The sequence below is a fragment of the Sphingomonas sp. SUN019 genome (assembly GCF_024758705.1).
In the GTDB taxonomy this organism is placed as follows: Bacteria; Pseudomonadota; Alphaproteobacteria; order Sphingomonadales; family Sphingomonadaceae; genus Sphingomonas.
Map to the genome: position 1 here is coordinate 3,167,126 of NZ_CP096971.1, position 17,887 is coordinate 3,185,012.

General features: G+C 67.3%; 15 protein-coding genes. 10 read left to right on the forward strand and 5 right to left on the reverse strand.

Translation table 11 applies throughout. The features are described from left to right. Positions 1–106 precede the first annotated feature (106 nt). The 9 genes from murC (at position 107) to M0208_RS15300 (ending at position 11,597) form a co-directional block, all read left to right on the forward strand. Positions 107–1,510, forward strand: coding sequence for a UDP-N-acetylmuramate--L-alanine ligase (murC, locus tag M0208_RS15260; RefSeq protein ID WP_258892526.1), 1,404 nt, complete (start codon positions 107–109; stop codon positions 1,508–1,510). Then, a complete protein-coding gene (gene murB, locus M0208_RS15265; RefSeq protein ID WP_408988105.1) occupies positions 1,468–2,403 on the forward strand; it encodes a UDP-N-acetylmuramate dehydrogenase in 936 nt (311 codons plus the stop codon). The genes murC and murB overlap by 43 nt, the downstream gene beginning before the upstream one ends. Next, positions 2,396–3,319, forward strand: coding sequence for a D-alanine--D-alanine ligase (locus M0208_RS15270; protein ID WP_258892528.1), 924 nt, complete (start codon positions 2,396–2,398; stop codon positions 3,317–3,319). The genes murB and M0208_RS15270 overlap by 8 nt, the downstream gene beginning before the upstream one ends. Then, entirely contained in the window at positions 3,316–4,254 is a 939-nt protein-coding gene (locus M0208_RS15275; protein ID WP_258892529.1) for a cell division protein FtsQ/DivIB, read from the forward strand. Before M0208_RS15270 ends, M0208_RS15275 begins: the two co-directional genes overlap by 4 nt. 18 nt (positions 4,255–4,272) lie before the next feature. After that, positions 4,273–5,532 carry a cell division protein FtsA gene (gene ftsA, locus M0208_RS15280; RefSeq protein WP_258892530.1) on the forward strand — a complete coding sequence of 420 codons (1,260 nt, stop codon included), beginning with the start codon at positions 4,273–4,275 and terminating at the stop codon, positions 5,530–5,532. Positions 5,533–5,644: 112 nt separating this feature from the next. Further along, a complete protein-coding gene (gene ftsZ, locus M0208_RS15285; RefSeq protein ID WP_258892531.1) occupies positions 5,645–7,123 on the forward strand; it encodes a cell division protein FtsZ in 1,479 nt (492 codons plus the stop codon). 262 nt (positions 7,124–7,385) lie between these two features. Next, complete coding sequence (locus M0208_RS15290) at positions 7,386–9,644, forward strand: SPOR domain-containing protein (protein WP_408988106.1); 2,259 nt, start codon at positions 7,386–7,388, stop codon at positions 9,642–9,644. Beyond that, positions 9,641–10,810, forward strand: a complete 1,170-nt coding sequence (locus M0208_RS15295; RefSeq protein WP_258892533.1) for a deoxyguanosinetriphosphate triphosphohydrolase — start codon at positions 9,641–9,643, stop codon at positions 10,808–10,810. The genes M0208_RS15290 and M0208_RS15295 overlap by 4 nt, the downstream gene beginning before the upstream one ends. A gap of 151 nt (positions 10,811–10,961) precedes the next feature. Beyond that, complete coding sequence (locus tag M0208_RS15300) at positions 10,962–11,597, forward strand: glutathione S-transferase family protein (RefSeq protein WP_258893276.1); 636 nt, start codon at positions 10,962–10,964, stop codon at positions 11,595–11,597. A gap of 7 nt (positions 11,598–11,604) precedes the next feature. On the opposite strand, the gene M0208_RS15305 is transcribed toward M0208_RS15300, so the two are convergent. Beyond that, on the reverse strand, positions 11,605–12,909 hold the full coding sequence (locus M0208_RS15305) for a M20/M25/M40 family metallo-hydrolase (protein ID WP_258892534.1): 1,305 nt from the start codon (positions 12,907–12,909) through the stop codon (positions 11,605–11,607). 54 nt (positions 12,910–12,963) lie between these two features. Continuing rightward, positions 12,964–13,587 carry a heme-binding protein gene (locus M0208_RS15310; protein ID WP_258892535.1) on the reverse strand — a complete coding sequence of 208 codons (624 nt, stop codon included), beginning with the start codon at positions 13,585–13,587 and terminating at the stop codon, positions 12,964–12,966. 118 nt (positions 13,588–13,705) lie between these two features. Here M0208_RS15310 and M0208_RS15315 point away from each other — a divergent pair, with 118 nt between their 5' ends. Beyond that, a complete protein-coding gene (locus M0208_RS15315; protein ID WP_258892536.1) occupies positions 13,706–15,274 on the forward strand; it encodes a M48 family metallopeptidase in 1,569 nt (522 codons plus the stop codon). A 3-nt stretch (positions 15,275–15,277) separates the two neighbouring features. Here the strand turns inward: M0208_RS15315 and yihA are convergent, their stop codons facing one another. From yihA to yidD, 3 genes are read right to left on the reverse strand one after another with little or no spacing between them, the layout of a single operon-like run. Next, complete coding sequence (yihA, locus tag M0208_RS15320; RefSeq protein ID WP_258892537.1) at positions 15,278–15,925, reverse strand: ribosome biogenesis GTP-binding protein YihA/YsxC; 648 nt, start codon at positions 15,923–15,925, stop codon at positions 15,278–15,280. Continuing rightward, positions 15,922–17,625 carry a membrane protein insertase YidC gene (gene yidC, locus M0208_RS15325; RefSeq protein ID WP_258892538.1) on the reverse strand — a complete coding sequence of 568 codons (1,704 nt, stop codon included), beginning with the start codon at positions 17,623–17,625 and terminating at the stop codon, positions 15,922–15,924. Before yidC ends, yihA begins: the two co-directional genes overlap by 4 nt. Positions 17,626–17,641: 16 nt before the next feature. Next, positions 17,642–17,854 (reverse strand): membrane protein insertion efficiency factor YidD, encoded by a 213-nt coding sequence (yidD, locus tag M0208_RS15330; RefSeq protein WP_258892539.1) that lies wholly within the window; start codon positions 17,852–17,854, stop codon positions 17,642–17,644. Positions 17,855–17,887: the final 33 nt, after the last annotated feature.

The window sequence follows — 17,887 nt, forward strand, 5'->3', positions numbered from 1 at the left end:
GGTGGCGCGCGCAGCGCGACGGAGGGGTGTCACCCTTCGTTGCTAGCGGCGACACCCCTCCGTCAGGCTTCGCCTGCCACCTCCCCTTGCAGGGGAGGATTTGATCGTGAAAGGGGTCGGCACGGACATCGGTACGATCCATTTCGTCGGGATCGGCGGGATCGGGATGTCTGGCATCGCGGAGGTGATGCACAACCTTGGTTATAGGGTGCAGGGCAGCGACGTGGCCGAGGGCTATGTCGTCGATGGCCTGCGTGCGCGCGGGATCGGGGTGACGATCGGGCATAGCGCGGAAAACGTGACGGACGCTGCGGTGGTGGTGATTTCGACCGCGGTGAAGCGCGGGAATCCGGAGGTCGAGGCGGCGCTGGCGAACCGGATTCCGGTGGTGCGGCGGGCCGAGATGCTGGCCGAGCTGATGCGGCTGAAATCGACCGTTGCGGTCGCGGGAACGCATGGAAAGACGACCACCACCAGCATGATCGCGGCGCTGCTCGACGCGGGCGGGGTCGATCCGACCGTCATCAATGGCGGGATCATCAATTCCTATGGATCGAACGCGCGGCTGGGGGCGAGCGACTGGATGGTGGTGGAGGCGGACGAGAGCGACGGCAGTTTCTTGCGGCTGGACGGCACGATCGCGGTCGTCACCAACATCGATCCCGAGCATCTCGATCACTATGGCAGCTTCGACAAATCCAAGGACGCGTATGTCGAGTTCGTCGAGAACGTGCCCTTCTATGGCGCGGCGTTGCTGTGCCTCGACCACCCGGAAGTGCAGGCGCTGATCCCGCGGGTGCGCGACCGGCGGATCGTGACGTACGGCTTTGCGGCCAGCGCCGACGTGCGCGGCGTGAACGTGACGCCGTATCCCGGCGGCAACCGGTTCGAGGCGATCGTGCGCCACCGCGACGGGACGACGCGATCGATCGAGGGGATCGATCTGCCGATGCCCGGCCGCCACAACGTGCAGAACGCGCTGGCCGCGATCGGCGTCGCGCTGGAATTGGGGATCGACGATGCGACGATCCAGAAGGGGTTCGACAAGTTCGACGGGGTGAAGCGGCGCTTCACCAAGGTTGGCGAGGTTCGCGGGGCCACGATCATCGACGATTACGGGCATCATCCGGTGGAAATCCGCGCGGTGCTGGCGGCGGCGCGGGAGTCCGCGCAGGGCAGGGTGATCGCGGTGGTGCAGCCGCATCGTTATTCGCGGCTCGGCAATTTGATGGCGGACTTCCAGGGCGCGTTCAACGATGCCGATGCGGTGTTCGTAACGCCGGTCTATGCCGCGGGCGAAGCGCCGGTCGAGGGGGTGGATGCCGAGGCTTTGGTCGCTGGCTTGCGCCATCGCGGGCATCGTGCGGCGGAGACGGTGGCTGACGCGGATGCGCTGGCGGTGGCGCTGGCGGGGATGGTGCGCGGCGGCGATCAGGTGGTGTGTCTTGGTGCTGGGGACATCACGAAATGGGCGGCGGGACTGGCCGCGAAGATCGAGGCGGCGGCGTGAGCGTCGCTATTTTTCCAAAAGTAGCCGGGCGGCTGACCGAAAATGCGCCGCTCGCGCCCCTGGTGTGGTTCAAGGCGGGCGGGGCGGCGGAATGGCTTTTCGAACCGAAGGATGCGGGTGATCTGGCGGGGTTTCTCGCCGATCTCGACCCTGCAATGCCGGTGATCGCGCTGGGGCTGGGGTCGAATTTGATCGTGCGCGATGGCGGCGTGCCGGGGGTCGTGGTGCGGTTGGGAAAGGCGTTCTCCAAGGTTTCGGCGGACGGGCTGGATTTGGTTTGCGGCGGCGGAGCGAGCGGTATCCTCGTTTCGTCCACCGCGCGTGATGCCGGGATTGGCGGGGTCGAATTCCTGCGCTCGATCCCCGGCACGGTCGGCGGGTTCGTGCGCATGAACGGCGGGGCGTACGGGCGCGAGGTGAAGGACGTGCTGATCGAGTGCGAGATCGTCTTGCGGTCGGGCGAGCGGCGGACGCTGGCGGTGGATGCGCTTGGCTACACCTATCGGCACAGCGAATTGCCCGAAGGCTGCGTCGTGGTGAGCGCCACGTTCCGTGGTGTTGCGGGCGATCCGGCGGCGATCCAGGCGGAGATGGACCGGATCGCGGCGTCGCGCGAGGCGTCGCAGCCGCTGCGATCGAAAACGGGTGGGTCGACGTTCAAGAATCCGCCGGGGGAGAAAGCTTGGGCGCTGGTCGATGCGGCTGGGTGTCGGGGCTTGCGGCGGGGCGATGCGCAGGTGAGCGAGAAGCACACGAATTTCCTGCTGAACCTAGGGTCCGCGACAAGCGCGGAGATTGAGGAACTGGGCGAGGACGTTCGGGCGCGGGTAAAGGCGCATTCGGGCGTGACGCTCGAATGGGAAATACAGCGGGTTGGTGTGGCTAATGACTGAGAACCTCCACATCGCGGTCTTGATGGGCGGGTGGTCGGCGGAGCGTGAGGTTTCGCTGTCGTCGGGTTCCGGCATCGCCGAGGCGCTGGAATCGCTCGGGCACCGCGTCACGCGGATCGACATGGGGCGGGACGTTGCGGCGAAGCTGACCGAGGCGCGGCCCGATCTGGTGTTCAATGCGCTCCACGGGTCGCCGGGGGAGGACGGGTCGGTGCAGGGGATGCTCGACCTGATGGGGCTGCGCTACACGCATAGCGGTCTCGCCACGTCGGTGATCGCGATCGACAAGGTGCTGACCAAGCAGGCGCTCGTCCCGCACGGCATCCCGATGCCGGGCGGGCGGATCGTGAAGTCGGCGGACGTATACGAGGCCGATCCGCTGGCGCGGCCGTATGTGCTGAAACCGGTCAACGAAGGGTCGTCGGTCGGCGTCGCGATCGTCACCGACGAGGGCAATTACGGCAATCCGATCGGGCGCGACGTGAAGGGGCCGTGGGCCGAGTTCGACGAGCTGCTCGCCGAACCCTATGTCCGCGGGCGGGAATTGACGACGGCGGTGCTGGGGGATCGCGCACTGGGTGTTACAGAGCTGCGGCCGAAGTCGGGCTGGTACGACTATGACGCGAAATATACCGAGGGGATGACCGACCATATCTTCCCCGCGGATATTCCCGACGAGATCACGCAGGCGTGCCTGACGATCGCGGTCGAGGCGCATCGGTTGCTGCGGTGCAAGGGGTGCAGCCGCGCCGATTTCCGCTGGGATGACGAGCGCGGGGTGGATGGATTGTTCCTGCTGGAGGTGAATACCCAGCCGGGGATGACGCCGCTCAGCCTGGTGCCCGAACAGGCGCGGCATACCGGCATGAGCTATCCGGAACTGGTGCAGGCCATTGTTGAGGAGGCGCTCAAGTGAGCCGCACGATCAAGCGCGGGCCGCCGCCGCGGCGCGCGGTTCAGAAGAAGCGCCCGAAGGCGTCGCTGGGCGACCGCATCATCGCGCGGCTGCCGGTCAGCCACGACACGTTGCGCCGTGCGGTTACGTGGACCGTGCTGGGCATCGGCGGGGCGGTAGCGATCGGCGCGGCGACGTGGATCGGCATCCCGGGCACGGTCGGCGCGGCGATTGCGGAGAGCGCGGGGCGCGCGGGGCTGCGGATCGAACAGGTCGACATCACCGGCCTGAAGCGGATGGACCGTGAGACGGTGTACGCCATCGCGCTGGAGGACCAGCCGAGCCGTGCGATGCTGCGCCTGGACCTGACGGCGGTGCGAGAGCGGCTGCTGGCCTATGGGTGGGTCGCGGACGCCTATGTTTCACGGCGGCTGCCCGACCGGTTGTTGATCCATATCGTCGAGCGCCAGCCCGCCGCGATCTGGCAGAACGACGGGCAGCTCACGCTGATCGACGCGACCGGCAAGCTGCTGGCCCCGATCGACCGCGATGCGATGCCCGATCTGCCGCTGGTGATCGGCCCCGGTGCGGACCGGCAGGAGGCGGCGTACCAGAAGCTGCTCGCCGTCGCCCCCGCGCTGAAGCCGCGTGTGCGCGCGGCGACGTGGGTCGGCAACCGGCGCTGGGATCTGACGTTCGCCAGCGGCGAGGTGCTGTCGCTGCCGCAGGAAGGCGCGGCGACGGCGCTGGTGAAATTCGCGCGGATGAACGGGGAAAAGCCTTTGCTGGGCAAGGGGTGGCTGAAGTTCGATCTGCGTGACCCGACGAAGATGGTCGCGCGAAAACCGGGGACGGACATGAATCATGCCGTGCCGGATGACGGATCGGGGGCTGCGATCCCTGAAAAAACTGCTACGGAACAGGTGGATGACGTCGTTCGGGCAACCGACGTCTGATTTGGGGAATTTGGGGCAATGGCGAAGGCGGCACCGGAAGGTCTGATCACCGCGCTGGATATCGGATCGTCGAAGATTTCGGCGATGATCGCGCAGAAGGGCGACGGCGGCGAGCTGATCGTGCTGGGCACCGGCCAGCGCGAGAGCCGCGGCGTGAAGCGCGGCTATATCGCCGACATGGGCGTGACCGAAGTCGCGGTGCGTGAGGCGGTGGAACAGGCCGAACGGATCGCGGGCATCAACATCGAGAACGTCTGGGCGGGCTTTTCCGCGGGCGGCCTGGTCAGCGACGAGGCCTTCATCGAGGTCGAGCTGAACGGCCACCGGATCGAACAGGCGGATATCGACGCGCTATTGCAGGAGGGGCGCACCGCGATCGATCCGCAAGGCCGGATGGTGCTCCACGCGCAACCCGCGCTTTACACGCTCGACGGGCTGACCGGCGTGAAGAAGCCGCTCGGGCTGCACGCCGACCGGTTGGGCGTGCATATCCACGTCATCGCCGCCGACGGATCGCCGGTGCGCAACCTCGATCTTTGCGTCAGGTCCGCGCATCTGGAGGTGAAGTCGATCATCGCTTCGCCGATCGCGACCGGCCTTGCGTGCCTGAGCGAGGAGGAGCGCGATCTGGGAGTCGCGCTGATCGAGATCGGCGCGGGCATCACCAACGTGTCGCTGTTCGCGGGCGAGATGCTGGTCGGGCTGAAATCGATTCCGATGGGATCGGCCGACATCAGCGACGATATCGCAAGCGCGTTCGGGACGACGCGGACGCAGGCCGAGCGGATGAAGTGCTTCCACGGCTCCGCCAACGCATCGCCGCGTGACAATCACGAGATGATCACGATCCGCGCCGCGACCGCCGACGACGACGCCGATCCGCTGCAGATCACCAAGGCCGCGCTGATCGCGGTGATCCGCACCCGGCTGGAGGCATTGATGGGCGAGGTGCAGACCGCGCTGGCCGAGCTGAAATTCGAAGGGCCGGTCGGGCGGCAGGTGGTGCTGACCGGCGGTGGCGCGGAGCTGAAGGGGATCGCGGACTACGCGCAACAGGTGCTGGGCCGATCGGTTCGCGTCGGCCGACCGCGCGGACTAACCGGTCTGCCCGATGCGCATAGCGGCCCGGGGTTCGCGACCCTTGCGGGGCTGGCCTTTTTCGCGGCATCGGACCCGATCGACCTGCGCGGACTCGTGCCGCAGGCGCAGACCGTACACCGGCCGAAGGGCCTGAAAGCGTTCAGGCGACTAATCCAGGCGGCCAGGGCGAATTATTGAACGCGGGCCGCCAGTTTCGGCTGGTACGCACGAACGCTATGTTGCAAACACTTTAACGGGGTCTCCGGGCAGTATTTCGGAAAAAGCCAGGGGCAGGCGGAGTAATTAGTCGATGGGTATCGAATTCATCCAGCCGGACGTCGACGAGTTGACGCCGCGCATTGCAGTTATCGGAGTGGGCGGCGCAGGCGGCAACGCCATCGCCAACATGATGCGCGCCGACGTGCAGGGGGTCAGCTTTCTGGTCGCCAACACCGACGCGCAGGCGCTGAAACAGTCGATCGCGCCGCAGAAGATCCAGCTGGGTACGAAAATCACGCAAGGTCTGGGCGCGGGCAGCCGTCCCGAGATCGGGCGCGCCGCGGCCGAGGAAACGATCGACGACCTGTCTAAGCTGCTCGAGGGCGCACACATGTGCTTCATCGCGGCGGGGATGGGCGGCGGCACCGGCACGGGTGCAGCCCCGGTCATCGCCAAGGCGGCGCGCGACATGGGCATCCTGACCGTCGGCGTGGTGACCAAGCCGTTCGCGTTCGAGGGATCGCGCCGTGCGAAATCGGCCGAAAGCGGGATCGAGGAACTGCAGAAGTTCGTCGATACGCTGATCGTCATACCGAACCAGAATCTGTTCCTGATCGCCAACGCCAATACGACGTTCAAGCAGGCGTTCGAGCTGGCCGACGAAGTGCTGCAGCAGGGCGTGCGCGGGATCACCGATCTGATGGTGATGCCCGGCCTGATCAACCTGGATTTCGCCGACGTCCGGTCGGTGATGCAGGAAATGGGCAAGGCGATGATGGGCACGGGCGAAGCCGATGGCGACGACCGCGCCTTGGTCGCGGCGCAGAAGGCGATCGCCAACCCGCTGCTGGACGGCGTGTCGATGAAGGGCGCGAAGGGCGTCATCATCTCGATCACCGGCGGCGAGGACATGCGGCTGCTGGAGGTCGACGAGGCGGCGAACCACATCCGCGAGCTGGTCGATCCCGACGCCAACATCATCTGGGGCTCGGCATTCAATTCGGACCTGGACGGCAAAATCCGCGTGTCGGTGGTCGCCACGGGGATCGAGGCCGAGGTGCGCAGCGATACGCCGGTGGCGGAACCGGCGCGTGCGTTCAGCTTCTCCGCCCCGCGCAAGATCGCGACGCCGGCAGCCAAGCCGGCACCGGTCGCCGCGCCGGAGCCTGAAGTGGCGGAGCCGACCGGCGCCGCCGCCGACGCGATGGCGGACGGTGTGCCTGCGGCCGAGCCCGTTCCCGCGGTGGCGGAAGCGGCAGCGGTCGACGCGGTGAGCGACGACGAACTGGTGCTGGGCGCGGAGACGATCGTCGCCGAAACGCCGGTGCGCGTGTTCGACGACGCCGCGCCCGAGGCCCCGGTCGCCGAAACCCCGCGCCGCCGCTGGCTGTCGGGCGGGGCGGATGCCGAACCCGCCGACGTGCCTGCGCAGCCCAAGGTGAAGCTGGGCGGCACCCTGTTTGAACGGATGCAGAATGCGTCGCGCGGCGGTGCGAAGGCGGAGGAAGCGGGCGAAGGCAAGGATGCGCTCGACATCCCGCGCTTCCTGCATCGCCAGAACAACCAGTAACCGCGCCTGTCGACCGCCCGCCCCGCTTCGTCGCGGGGCGGGCGGTTCGTCATTGCCGGTTCATCCGCGCGCTGGTCTCTACAGCATGATGATATTCGATTGACCCACCCCGCTCATCCTGAGGAGCCATTGAGCTTGTCGAAATGGCGTCTCGAAGGACGCACCGTTAGCTGTCCTTCGAGACGGGGCTTCGACAAGCTCAGCCCCTCCTCAGGATGAGCGGATTGATGGAGGTCCATCTCGCTCGAGCCTCAACGTGCTTATGAAATTGTCGAAGCTTCTTGTTATCCCGGTGCTGTTCGCCGCCATCCCCGCGGCGGCGCAAGCGCCGCAGCCGCAGTCGCTGCAGATGGCGCCGCGGCTGACGCCCGATGCGGACGCGTTGGCGGCGGCGATGCGGCGGCTGGGGGCCAATCCGCGCGATCTGTCGTCGCTGATCGAGGCGGGCGAACTGTCGCTGAAGCTGGGCGATGCGACTGCGGCGGCCTCGTTGTTCAAGCGCGCCGAACTGCTCGATCCGATGAACGGCCGCGTGAAGGCCGGTATGGCGCGTATCCTGGTGCAGCAGGAACGGCCGGGCGAGGCGCTGCGCTTCTTCGATCAGGCGGCAGGCTATGGGCTGGACGCGCGCAGCTTTGCTGGGGACCGCGGTCTGGCCTATGATCTGATCGGCCAGCAGACGCGTGCGCAACGCGATTACCGGCTGGCGCTCGCGAGCGGCCCGCAGGCGGAGGTGCAGCGACGTTATGCCCTGAGCCTGGCCATTTCGGGCAAGAAGGACGAGGCGCTGGCGCAGATCGACCCGCTGGTGCGGCAGAGCGATCGTGGCGCGTGGCGGACGCGGGCGTTCATCCTGGCGATGGGCGGCGACCTGTCCGGCGCAACCGACATCGCGACGCGGATGATGCCGCCGGGGATGGCGACCGGGCTGCAGCCGTTCTTCAAGACGTTGCCGTCGCTGGGGCCGGTCGATCGCGCCTTTGCGGTGCATTTCGGTGAAATCCGCCCGACGCCCGCGCGGCTGGCCGATGCAAGGCTTGCCCCCGCATTGCCTGCGCTGTCGCCGGAACCGGCTGCGGCAGCACCCGTAACGCTGGCGCAGGCGGCTGCGCCGGTGTTGCGTGCGGACGTGAAGAGGCGAGAGGCGCGCGAACGCCGCCAGAGCGCGCGTGACCGTCGCCGCGAGGCGCAGCAGCGTGTGCAAGTCGCGCGCGCTACGCGACCGGCAGCCGCGCCTTTGCCCGATGCGCCGCGCTATGGATCGGTGAACGGCGTGACGTTCGCCGCGCCGCGCGAGGTGGCGCAGTCGGTGCCTGCGCGGGCCACATCTGACCCTGGGCCTGCGCCCGCGCCGACTGCGAGCGCCGTTGAGCCTGTCGCGGCGACGCCGGCCCCCGTGACGGTCGCGCCGGTGCAGGTGGCGAGCGTTTCAACGCCGACTCAGCGGTCGATGACCCCGGTTGCACCTGCGTCCGCCTTGCGCAGCGTGCCGCTCGCGTCGTCTGCTTCAGCGCAAGTCGTGGCATCGTCAGGAACCCCGAAGCCGGTGGCTACCGCTACGCAACCTTCTCCGGGCCAGACCCCGACAACGGCTCGGCCGTCCGCCGTTGCGCCATCGTCCGTCGCCAGCGCGCCGCAGACCGTCGCGACTCCGGCACCCACTGTATTGGCGGCGACCCCGACGCCGACGCCCGGTTTCTCCGCGGCGGTTCCCGCAGCCAATCCGCTCGCGCCGGGCGCTGTGACACCAACGGTCGTCGCGAATGTGCCGACCAGCAGCGTTCCTGCCACGCCGCCGCCCGCTCAAGCCCCGGCACGGCCAGCTACCATGGCGGTCCCAGCGACGTCGGCGCCGGTTGCGCCGCAGATGAGCGAGGATTCGATCCTCGCGCGGATCATTGCGGGTATCTCGATCCCGGCCGAGGAACTGGGGGTCGCATCGGCGCAGCCGACGCCGGTTGCGGTCGCCCCTGCTCCGGTGCAACCGCAGCCGGTCGTCGCTGCGCCGAGGCAAGTCGTTAGCGCGATACCGGCCGCACGTCCGGTCGCGCCGGTAGCCAAGCCGGTCGTCGCGAAATCGGTTCCAACCCCTGCGCCAACTCCGAAGCCTACGCCGACCGTCGATCCCAAGGTTGCAGCGCGCAAAGCGGCGGCGGACAAGAAGGCGGCCGAGGCGAAGAAGCTGGCCGATGCCGAAAAGGCCGCGGCGGCGAAGAAACTGGCGGACGAGAAGAAGGCTGCCAAGGCCGATCCCGCGCGCATCTGGGTGCAGGTCGCGGGCGGCGCGAATGCGGGCGATCTGACGAAGGCGTGGAACGCCGCGCAGGGCAAGGCCGCGGCGTTAAAAGGCAAAACGGCTTATTCGACGCCGCTGCGCGCCACGAACCGCGTCGTGACCGGGCCGTACAAGACCGACGCCGAGGCGCAAGCGATGGTCAACACGCTCGCTAAGCAGGGCGTGTCCGCCTTCACCTTTACTAGCGAGGTCGGGCAAAAAGTGACGAGGCTGTCGACGAAGTGACCGAGAGCGCGGCCTGGGCGACTGACCCGGACCGCAGCAAGGGCCGTCTTCATAAGGAACAAACCGGGGCCGACATTCGTGGCCCGCGCGACGCGTTCCAGCGCGATCGGGACCGGATCGTCCATTCGATCAGCTTCCGCCGGTTGCGCCACAAGACGCAGGTGTTCCTGGCCCCCGATGGCGACCACTTCCGCGTCCGGCTGACGCATAGCCTGGAGGTGGCGCAGATCGGGCGAACGATCGCGCGGGCGCTGGGGCTGAACGAGGATCTGACCGAGGCATTGTGCCTGGCGCACGACATCGGCCACCCGCCGTTCGGCCATGCGGGCGAGGATGCGCTGAAGGCGGCGATGGCAGGTGCGGGGGGCTTCGATCACAACGGGCATACGCTTCGGACGCTGATGCTGATCGAGCGGCCGTATCCGTTGTGGGACGGGCTGAACCTGACGTGGGAGATGCTGGAAGGGCTGGCCAAGCACAACGGCCCGGTCGCGCATCCCGGCTGGGCGCTGGCCGAGGCGGATGCGGCGGCGGGGCTGGACCTGACGCGCTGGCCGGGGCTGGAGGCGCAAGTCGCCGCGATCGCGGACGACATCGCCTATGACAACCACGACATCGATGACGGGCTGCGTGCGGGGCTGCTGTCGATCGATCAGTTATGCGCGGTGCCGTTGGTCGCGCGCGGGTGGGACGCGGCGCGGGGGCGCTTCCCGGATTGCGACGAACGACGATTGGCGCGCGAACTGGTGCGCAGCCAGATCGGGACGATGGTCAACGACCTGATCGAGGAGACGCGCGTACGGATCGCGGCATCGGGCGTCGAAACGGTCGAGGATGTTCGCGCGGCGGGGCGGGCGCTGGTCGGATTCTCGGACGCTATGCGGTTGGAGGAGCGTGACCTGAAGCGGTTCATGTACGCGAACCTGTATCATCACCCGCGGCAACTCGAGGCGGCCGCGGCGGCGGGTCAGGTCGTGGCGGGGCTATTCGCCGCCTATCGCGCGGATCCGGCCTCGATGCCGGAGGAATGGCGCGAGCGGCTGCCGACGCAAGAACCCGCGCTAAGCCGCCATATCGCCGATTTCATCGCGGGGATGACCGACCGATACGCGATCCGGCAATATGAGCAGGTGGTCGGGCCGATCGCGATGCCCGAGGGTTTCTAAACGGCGGCTCGAGACCAACCGAGCGATGTGGCGCGCTTGCCGTTCGCGCCGGATAGATCGTTGGAACGCTCGAGCGCGATATCACCGGCGACAGCGTGACATTTTCCGCCGCGGCATGGATATGGACCGCCACAACAGCAGGGGAACGCCCGTGACGATCATCGTCCACCATCTCGAGAACAGCCGTTCGCAACGCATCCTGTGGATGCTCGACGAACTGGGCCTCCCGCACGAAATCAAACGTTATGAGCGCAACAAAACCACGATGCTCGCCCCGCCCGAACTGAAGCGCATCCACCCGCTCGGCAAGTCGCCGGTGATCGAGGATACCGACGACAATGGTCGCGTCGTCGCCGAAACCGGCGCGATCGTCGAATATCTCGTCGACAAGGGCGACGGCCGCCTCGGCGCGCCCGCGAACCGCGCCGGGGCGCTCGATTACCGTTTCTGGCTGCATTACGCCGAGGGTTCGATGATGCCGCCGCTGTTGGTGAAGCTGGTTCTGATGCGCGTCCCGTTCTTCGGCAAGCGTATCGCCACACGCATTCAGCCGATGATCGACGTCCACCTGGATTTCGTCGAATCGACGCTTGCGTCGCGTCCGTGGTTCGCGGGCGCGGAAATGACCGCCGCGGACATCATGATGAGCTTCCCGCTGGAGGCCGCACGCAGCCGCGCCGGGCTGGATTCGTCACGCCCCGCGACGATCGCCTGGCTCGACAAGATCCACGCGCGCCCCGCCTATCAAAGCGCGCTCGGCAAGGGCGGACCCTACGCCTACGCCTGACCGGCGTTTATCGCCGCGGGGCGCGGCCGGCGAAGGTGACGATGCTCTCCGCGCCATCCGCCCCCACCGCGGCCACGCCGATGAAGTGATCGTCGACCGACACTTCCTTTAACACCGCAGTCGTCGCGCCGGTGACGATGCGGCTGTCGGTCCAGTCCTGCTTGTCGGTGCGCCGCCAGCGGATCCGGTACGACGTCGCGCCCGGCACCGCCTGCCACGCCACCGTCGCGTCGCGGGTCAGCGCGCCCGCGATCGTCACGCCGGTCGGCGCGGCGGGGGCGGCGGCGAGGCGGGCGAGGATTGCGACGTTGATGGCGGTCACCTTCGCCAGATATGCGAAGTCCATGCCCTCGATCGTGTCGCCATAGACCGTTCCGTTCTCGGTTCGAAGATTCTGGTGCTGGCGATCCCAATTCTCCGCCCCGACCGTGAAGCGCACCGCCGGATAGCCTTCGCGCAGGAAAGGTTCGTGATCCCCGCCGCGCCCGAAGCGATCGGGGCGGCGATCGACGAACACGTCGAATTTCCCCGGCAAGGTATCCGCCACCCCGTCGATCGCCTTCGCCAACGCGCGCGACGGACCGTCGTCCTCACCACCGACCGCGCGGCGTTCGACACCCTCGGCCAGCGATTCGCTGACCCGCACGCCTTCGGAAAACACCCGCACCCGATCGGCGACGCGCAGTCCGCCTTGGCCGACCGAATTGCCGACGATATCGTTGTTGAGCATCGCATCGACCTGCCACCCGCGCGCCTTGGCGGTTTCGGCGAGCAGGGTCGCGCCCCACAACCCCTGTTCCTCGCCCGAGAAGGCGACATAGACGATGTTCGCGGCGAATTTCTCCTTCGACAGGATGCGCGCCGCCTCCAGCACCAAAGCGACGCCGCTCGCGTCGTCATTCGCACCCGGCGCGTCGCTGGTCGCGTCCATCTCGTTCGAGACGCGGCTGTCGATATGCCCGCCGACGATGATGTAGCGGTTCGGATCGCTGCCCTTCTGGATGCCCAGCACGTCCTCGATCACCACGCCGTCGGGCGCGCGCGGGCCGACGAAGCGGCGCGACAGGCGCTCGACGGTGATGCACCCGCCGCATCTCGCCGAGATCGTCGCAAATTCGCTCGCCGCCCATGTCCGCGCCGCGCCGATTCCGCGCATCGGATCGGTCGCCGACGACAGCGAATGCCGCGTACCGAACGATACGAGCTTCTCGACGCTGCCCTTCAGCCGGGGTTGCGACGGCGCTTCGCGTGCCGCGACGTGCGTGGAGATGAAGAGGACGGGTAGAAGCGGGATCAGGAGAAGTTTGCGCATCGCGCGGGTGTGGCGTCGAAACAGCCGGGCGGCAAGGCGTTGTGCCGGTAACCCTTATTGCGCGAGCGGTATCAGCACTTCGGTGCGGCGCAGTGGGCCGGGCACGAACGGCGAATCGTAGAAGGCATATTCGGCCGGTGCGGCGGGGAGGTAGCTGCGCTGCAGGAGCCAGGCACGCAGGTCGCGTTCGTGCGCGGCGAGCAGCGCGTCGTCAGCCAGCCCCGAAAACTTGATCGCGGCGACGCGCCGCGCGGGGAGCGGCTGAATCGAGACGCCGGGACCGGGTTCGGGAAGCGTATCAAGCGTCTCGCCGCGTGGCATGACGAACCGCGTGCGCCAGCTTCCTGCTTCGGCGCGATCGGACAGGACCGGCGCGGTCATCGCGATCTCGTGCGGGCGATCGGCGTCATCGCCTCCACGCGAGGTGCCGAAGATGTAGGCGGCAAGCGTATCGAAGCCTTCGCCTAACGCATCGTCGCGCGTGCCCCCGTCCTCGGTCTGTGCGACGATCAGATCGGGATAATCGCGCACTTCGATTGCGCCGTCGGCCACGACGACCGAATAAGCGGCGCGCTCGGTCTGTTTTTCACGCCAGATGAACAGCGCGCCCGCGATCCCCGCGACCGCAGCCAGCCCCCCGCCGACCAGCGCCGCGGTTTTCAGATTGTTTTTAACCATCGGATTACCTCTCCGTACTCGTTCGCTGTCTGTAACGAACGCGCGGGCGGGTTGATCCGTCGGGCGGTCGCACTGGACATGCCGTTGAGATTGCGCGTCATCGCGGCAGGGGGACGACATGATGAAGCGATTCTGGATCGTGGCGGCGGGTCTGGCCATCGCGGCAGCGGCGCCGTTGCGGGCGACGCCGCAGGAAATAATGGGCAAGGTGACGGACCCTGCCGAACGCGCGCTGCTGCCCGAAATCGGCGAGGCGCTGGGTTCGGGCCAGCCGTCGGTGACCCGGCTCGACGCGCTCATCGCGCGACTGCCGCAACCCACCCCGCTGAGGGGCCTGGTCCAGACCGCGCGCGCCAACCTGTTGCTGCAATCGAACCGGATGGCGGATGCAGGGTCGGCGATCGAGGAAGCGATGCGGCTCCTGCCCGATGAGGCGTTCCCGAAGCTCGTCGCCAGCGTCATCCTGACATTTTCCGGCGGCGCACCGCGTGCGGCGGACCTGTGGCTGGAGGCGAGCAAGCAAGCGCCGGAGATGGCCCGCCACACGGACGATTATCTCGCCGGCGCGCTGCTGGGGCGGCTGCGCGAGATCGGTGATACCGCGCGCGCCGACCGGCTCGCGGCGCGGATGGGGGAGATCGGGATCGGCAACCTGCTGTCGCCGATGCGGTCGAGCGCGGCGTTGGCCCGCGTCAAGGCTGAGGCCGCGGCGCATGGCGCAGTATCGGCCGAACGCTTCGTGCGCGACATCACCGCTACGAGCGATATGGCGGAGTTGTACGTCGACCGGCGCTATGCGGCGCTGTGGCCGACGATCGCGGCGTGGGGCGGGCCGTCGCTCGACCGGCTGCGCCTGATGCATCTGGAGGAATTGCGGCGCGAATGGCAGACGTCGCAGGATTACCGGACCGCGACCAATTATGCGCGGGCATTGATGGCGGTGGAGGCGTTTCCGGTCGTGATCGACCTGTTCGCGCCGCTCCTGACCGAAGACAAGCTGGCCAAGGATGACGCGTCGGCAGAGTTTCTTGCGGTGCCTGTCGCGCGTGCGTTCGACCGGCTCGGGCGGTCCGCCGAACGCGATGCGATCCTGCGCCGCGTCGACGCCGCTTTGCCGCCCGATGCCGCGGCGCGCAGACTGAACCTTTCGGGTAGCCCGATCACCAACTCCTTCATGCAGCACCGCTGGAACGATGTCGTGACGCACGCCGACGCCTGGATGGCGGCGGCGAAGGCGCTGGGGCCGGAGGTCAATCGGTCGGCGACGATCAACGTCGTGTCGATGCGCGCCTGCGCTCGGATCGGTTTGGGCCAGGCGCAAGCGGGGGCGCTGGACATCGCCGAGGTCATGATCGCGCGATCGGCGATCCCCAGTGCCGCGCTCCGCATCTATCTGTGTCAGGACGATCTGCCGAAGGCGGTGGCTTTGGTCCAGGAGGCGCTCACCCGCGAGAGCGATCGTGGCTGGGCATTGCTGCTCCTGCAGCCCGACAGGCTGCAGGATACTAGCATTCAGGGCCGCGCCGAATTCGCCTTTCTCGAGCGCCTGCGAAAGGATGTTGGGCTTCGCGCGGCGGCCGAAAAGGTCGGGCGGATATTGCCGCAACCGCTGGCGTCGGGGCTGCCGACGGGCTTCGATCCGCTCGCTCCCGCGATCACGCCACGCGATCGAACGGGAAACATCTGACGCTCAGCCGATCGATTCGATCACGGCGGCGCGGAGTTCCGGGATGCCGAGGCCGCCTTCGGACGAGGTGGCGATGATGTCGGGGTGCGCGGCGGGGCGTTGGCGCGCTTCCGCGGTGGTCGCGGCGATCACGGCTTCGAGGTCGGTCGCCTTGATTTTGTCGGCTTTGGTCAGGACCACGCGGTAGCTGACTGCGGCCTTGTCCAGCATGGTCAGGATTTCGCGGTCGACGTCCTTGATGCCGTGGCGGCTGTCGATCAGGACCAAAGTGCGCTTCAGCGATTGCCGTCCGCGCAGGAAATCGTTGATCAGGTAACGCCATTTGCGCACCATGTCCTTGGGCGCTTTCGCGAACCCGTAGCCGGGCATATCGACCAGCCGGAAGGCGAGCGGTTGGCCGACGTCGAAGAAGTTCAGTTCCTGCGTGCGCCCCGGCGTGACCGAGGTCCGCGCGAGCGCCTTGCGGCCGGTCAGCGCGTTCAGCAGCGACGATTTGCCGACGTTGGAACGGCCGGCGAAGGCGACTTCGGGGACAATGCCGTCGGGAATGAACTCCAGCGCGGGGGCGGATTTCAGGAAGTCGATCGGGCCGGCGAAGGCCTTTCGCGCGGCCTCGATCAGGGCGGGATCGAAGCCGCGTTCATCGGTCACTTGGCCGGTGCTTCCTTCAGCGCGGGATGGCGCGCGTAGAGCAGTTTCTGCTGCAGGATCGTCAGGCAGTTCGACGTGATCCAATAGACCTGCAGCCCGACCGCGAACGGCGCCATCACGAACATCAGCACCCACGGCATCAGCGCGAAGACCTGCTTCTGCGTGGCGTCCATCGGTGCGGGGTTCAGCTTGAACTGGAAATACATGCTGATGCCGAGCAGGATCGGGACGACGCCGATCGCGATGAAGTGCGGCGGCGTGAAGGCGAGCAGGCCGAACAGGTTCAGCGGCGTCAGCGGATCGGGCGCGGACAGATCCTTGATCCACGCGACGAACGGCTGGTGACGCATTTCGATCGTCAGCATGAGCACCTTGTACAGCGCGTAGAAGATCGGGATTTGGAGCAGGGTGGGGGCGCAGCCGGCGAGCGGGTTGACCTTTTCCGCCTTGTACAGCGCCATGATCTCCTGCTGCATCCGCGGCTTGTCGTCCTTGTGCCGGTCCTGCAGCGCCTTCATCTTGGGCTGGATCGCGCGCATGTTGGCCATGCTGGCGAACTGGCGTTGCGCGATCGGGAACATCAGACCGCGGATCGTGACGGTCAGCAGGATGATCGCGACGCCGAAATTGCCGACCATGCGGAAAAGCCAGTCGAGATAGTAGAAGATCGGTTTCTCGACGATCTTGAACCAGCCCCAGTCGATCGCATAGTCGAGCCGAGCGACGCCTTCCTTGTCTGTGTAGCGGTCGAGGATCGCGACCTCCTTTGCGCCCGCAAAGAAGCGCGAGGTCTGCGTCAGTTGCTGGCCCGGCGGCAGCAGGCGGGCGGCGGTGGAGTAATCGGCCTGGTACGCCTTGTTCGCACCGGCGCGGAACTGTCCGTCGAAAGCGCGCGCCTGATCGGGGACCAATGCGGTCAGCCAGTATTTGTCGGAGAAGCCGAGCCAGCCGCGGGTCGACGTGAACTTGGCTGGAGCGGCGTCGATATCCTTGAAATCGATGTCGTAGTCCGCCTTGTCGTTATGCGCCGCCATCGGGCCGGTGTGGATCGTCCAGCTATCCGGATCCTTCGACACGCCGGTGCGGTTGACCAGGCCATAGATCGCTACTGCGACAGGCGCTGTGGCACCGTTGGCGACCGACTGCTTCACCGTGAACATATAGCCGTCGTCGACCGACAGATCGATCGCGAAGCGCTGGCCCTGCGCGTTGGTGGTGGTCAGCGTTACCGGCTGGCCGGGCGCGAGCACCTGCGACGACGCGGTCCAGACGGTGTCGGCGGCGGGGGCGGAGAGGCCATCGCCGCGCCACCCGAAGCTCGCGAAATACGCCTCCGGCGCGCCGGCGGGGGAGAGCAGGCGGATCGGGGCGGAGTTCTTCGCGATGGTCTCATCATAGCGGGTCAGCGTCAGGTCATCGATCCGCGCGCCCTTCAGGTTGATCGAGCCCTGCAGCGTCGGGGTCTGGATGCGGACGCGTGGCGTCTCGGCCAGCACCGCGCGGCGATCGCGGATCGCGGCGGGGGTGTCGGCGGTCGGATCAGCGCCCTTGTTGGCGATGACCTTCGTCTTGCCGTCCTCGATCCGCGTGACGGGCGGATTGGCGGTCGGGAAGAACTGGTTCTGCACCAGCGGCCAGCCGAACAGGATCAGCGCCGCGAGCACCGCGAACAGCACGAAATTCTTGTTGTCGTCGCTCACGAACGCCCCAATTCAGTTACGGTACCGGGTCCGGGCCATGCCCGCCCCAGGGATGACAGCGCGCGATACGCTTTGCCGCCAGCCACGAACCTTTGGCGGCCCCATAGCGGCGAAGCGCCTCTATTGCATAGGCCGAACAGCTTGGGCTGTAGCGGCACGACGGCGGCAGGATCAGCGACGGCCCCAATTGCCACCCACGTGCGATCAGCATCAGAAGCCGGGCGATCATCGCAAGGTTAGTCTAAGGTTAGGCCAAGACGAT

Bases quoted from the DNA above. Each gene is read 5' to 3' on its own strand.
- murB (WP_408988105.1), top strand. From the start codon at position 1,468: ATGGGCGGCGGGACTGGCCGCGAAGATCGAGGCGGCGGCGTGAGCGTC.
- M0208_RS15270 (WP_258892528.1), top strand. From the start codon at position 2,396: ATGACTGAGAACCTCCACATCGCGGTCTTGATGGGCGGGTGGTCGGCG.
- ftsA (WP_258892530.1), top strand. From the start codon at position 4,273: ATGGCGAAGGCGGCACCGGAAGGTCTGATCACCGCGCTGGATATCGGA.
- ftsZ (WP_258892531.1), top strand. From the start codon at position 5,645: ATGGGTATCGAATTCATCCAGCCGGACGTCGACGAGTTGACGCCGCGC.
- M0208_RS15290 (WP_408988106.1), top strand. From the start codon at position 7,386: ATGAAATTGTCGAAGCTTCTTGTTATCCCGGTGCTGTTCGCCGCCATC.
- M0208_RS15305 (WP_258892534.1), bottom strand. From the start codon at position 12,909: ATGCGCAAACTTCTCCTGATCCCGCTTCTACCCGTCCTCTTCATCTCC.
- M0208_RS15310 (WP_258892535.1), bottom strand. From the start codon at position 13,587: ATGGTTAAAAACAATCTGAAAACCGCGGCGCTGGTCGGCGGGGGGCTG.
- M0208_RS15315 (WP_258892536.1), top strand. From the start codon at position 13,706: ATGATGAAGCGATTCTGGATCGTGGCGGCGGGTCTGGCCATCGCGGCA.
- yidD (WP_258892539.1), bottom strand. From the start codon at position 17,854: ATGATCGCCCGGCTTCTGATGCTGATCGCACGTGGGTGGCAATTGGGG.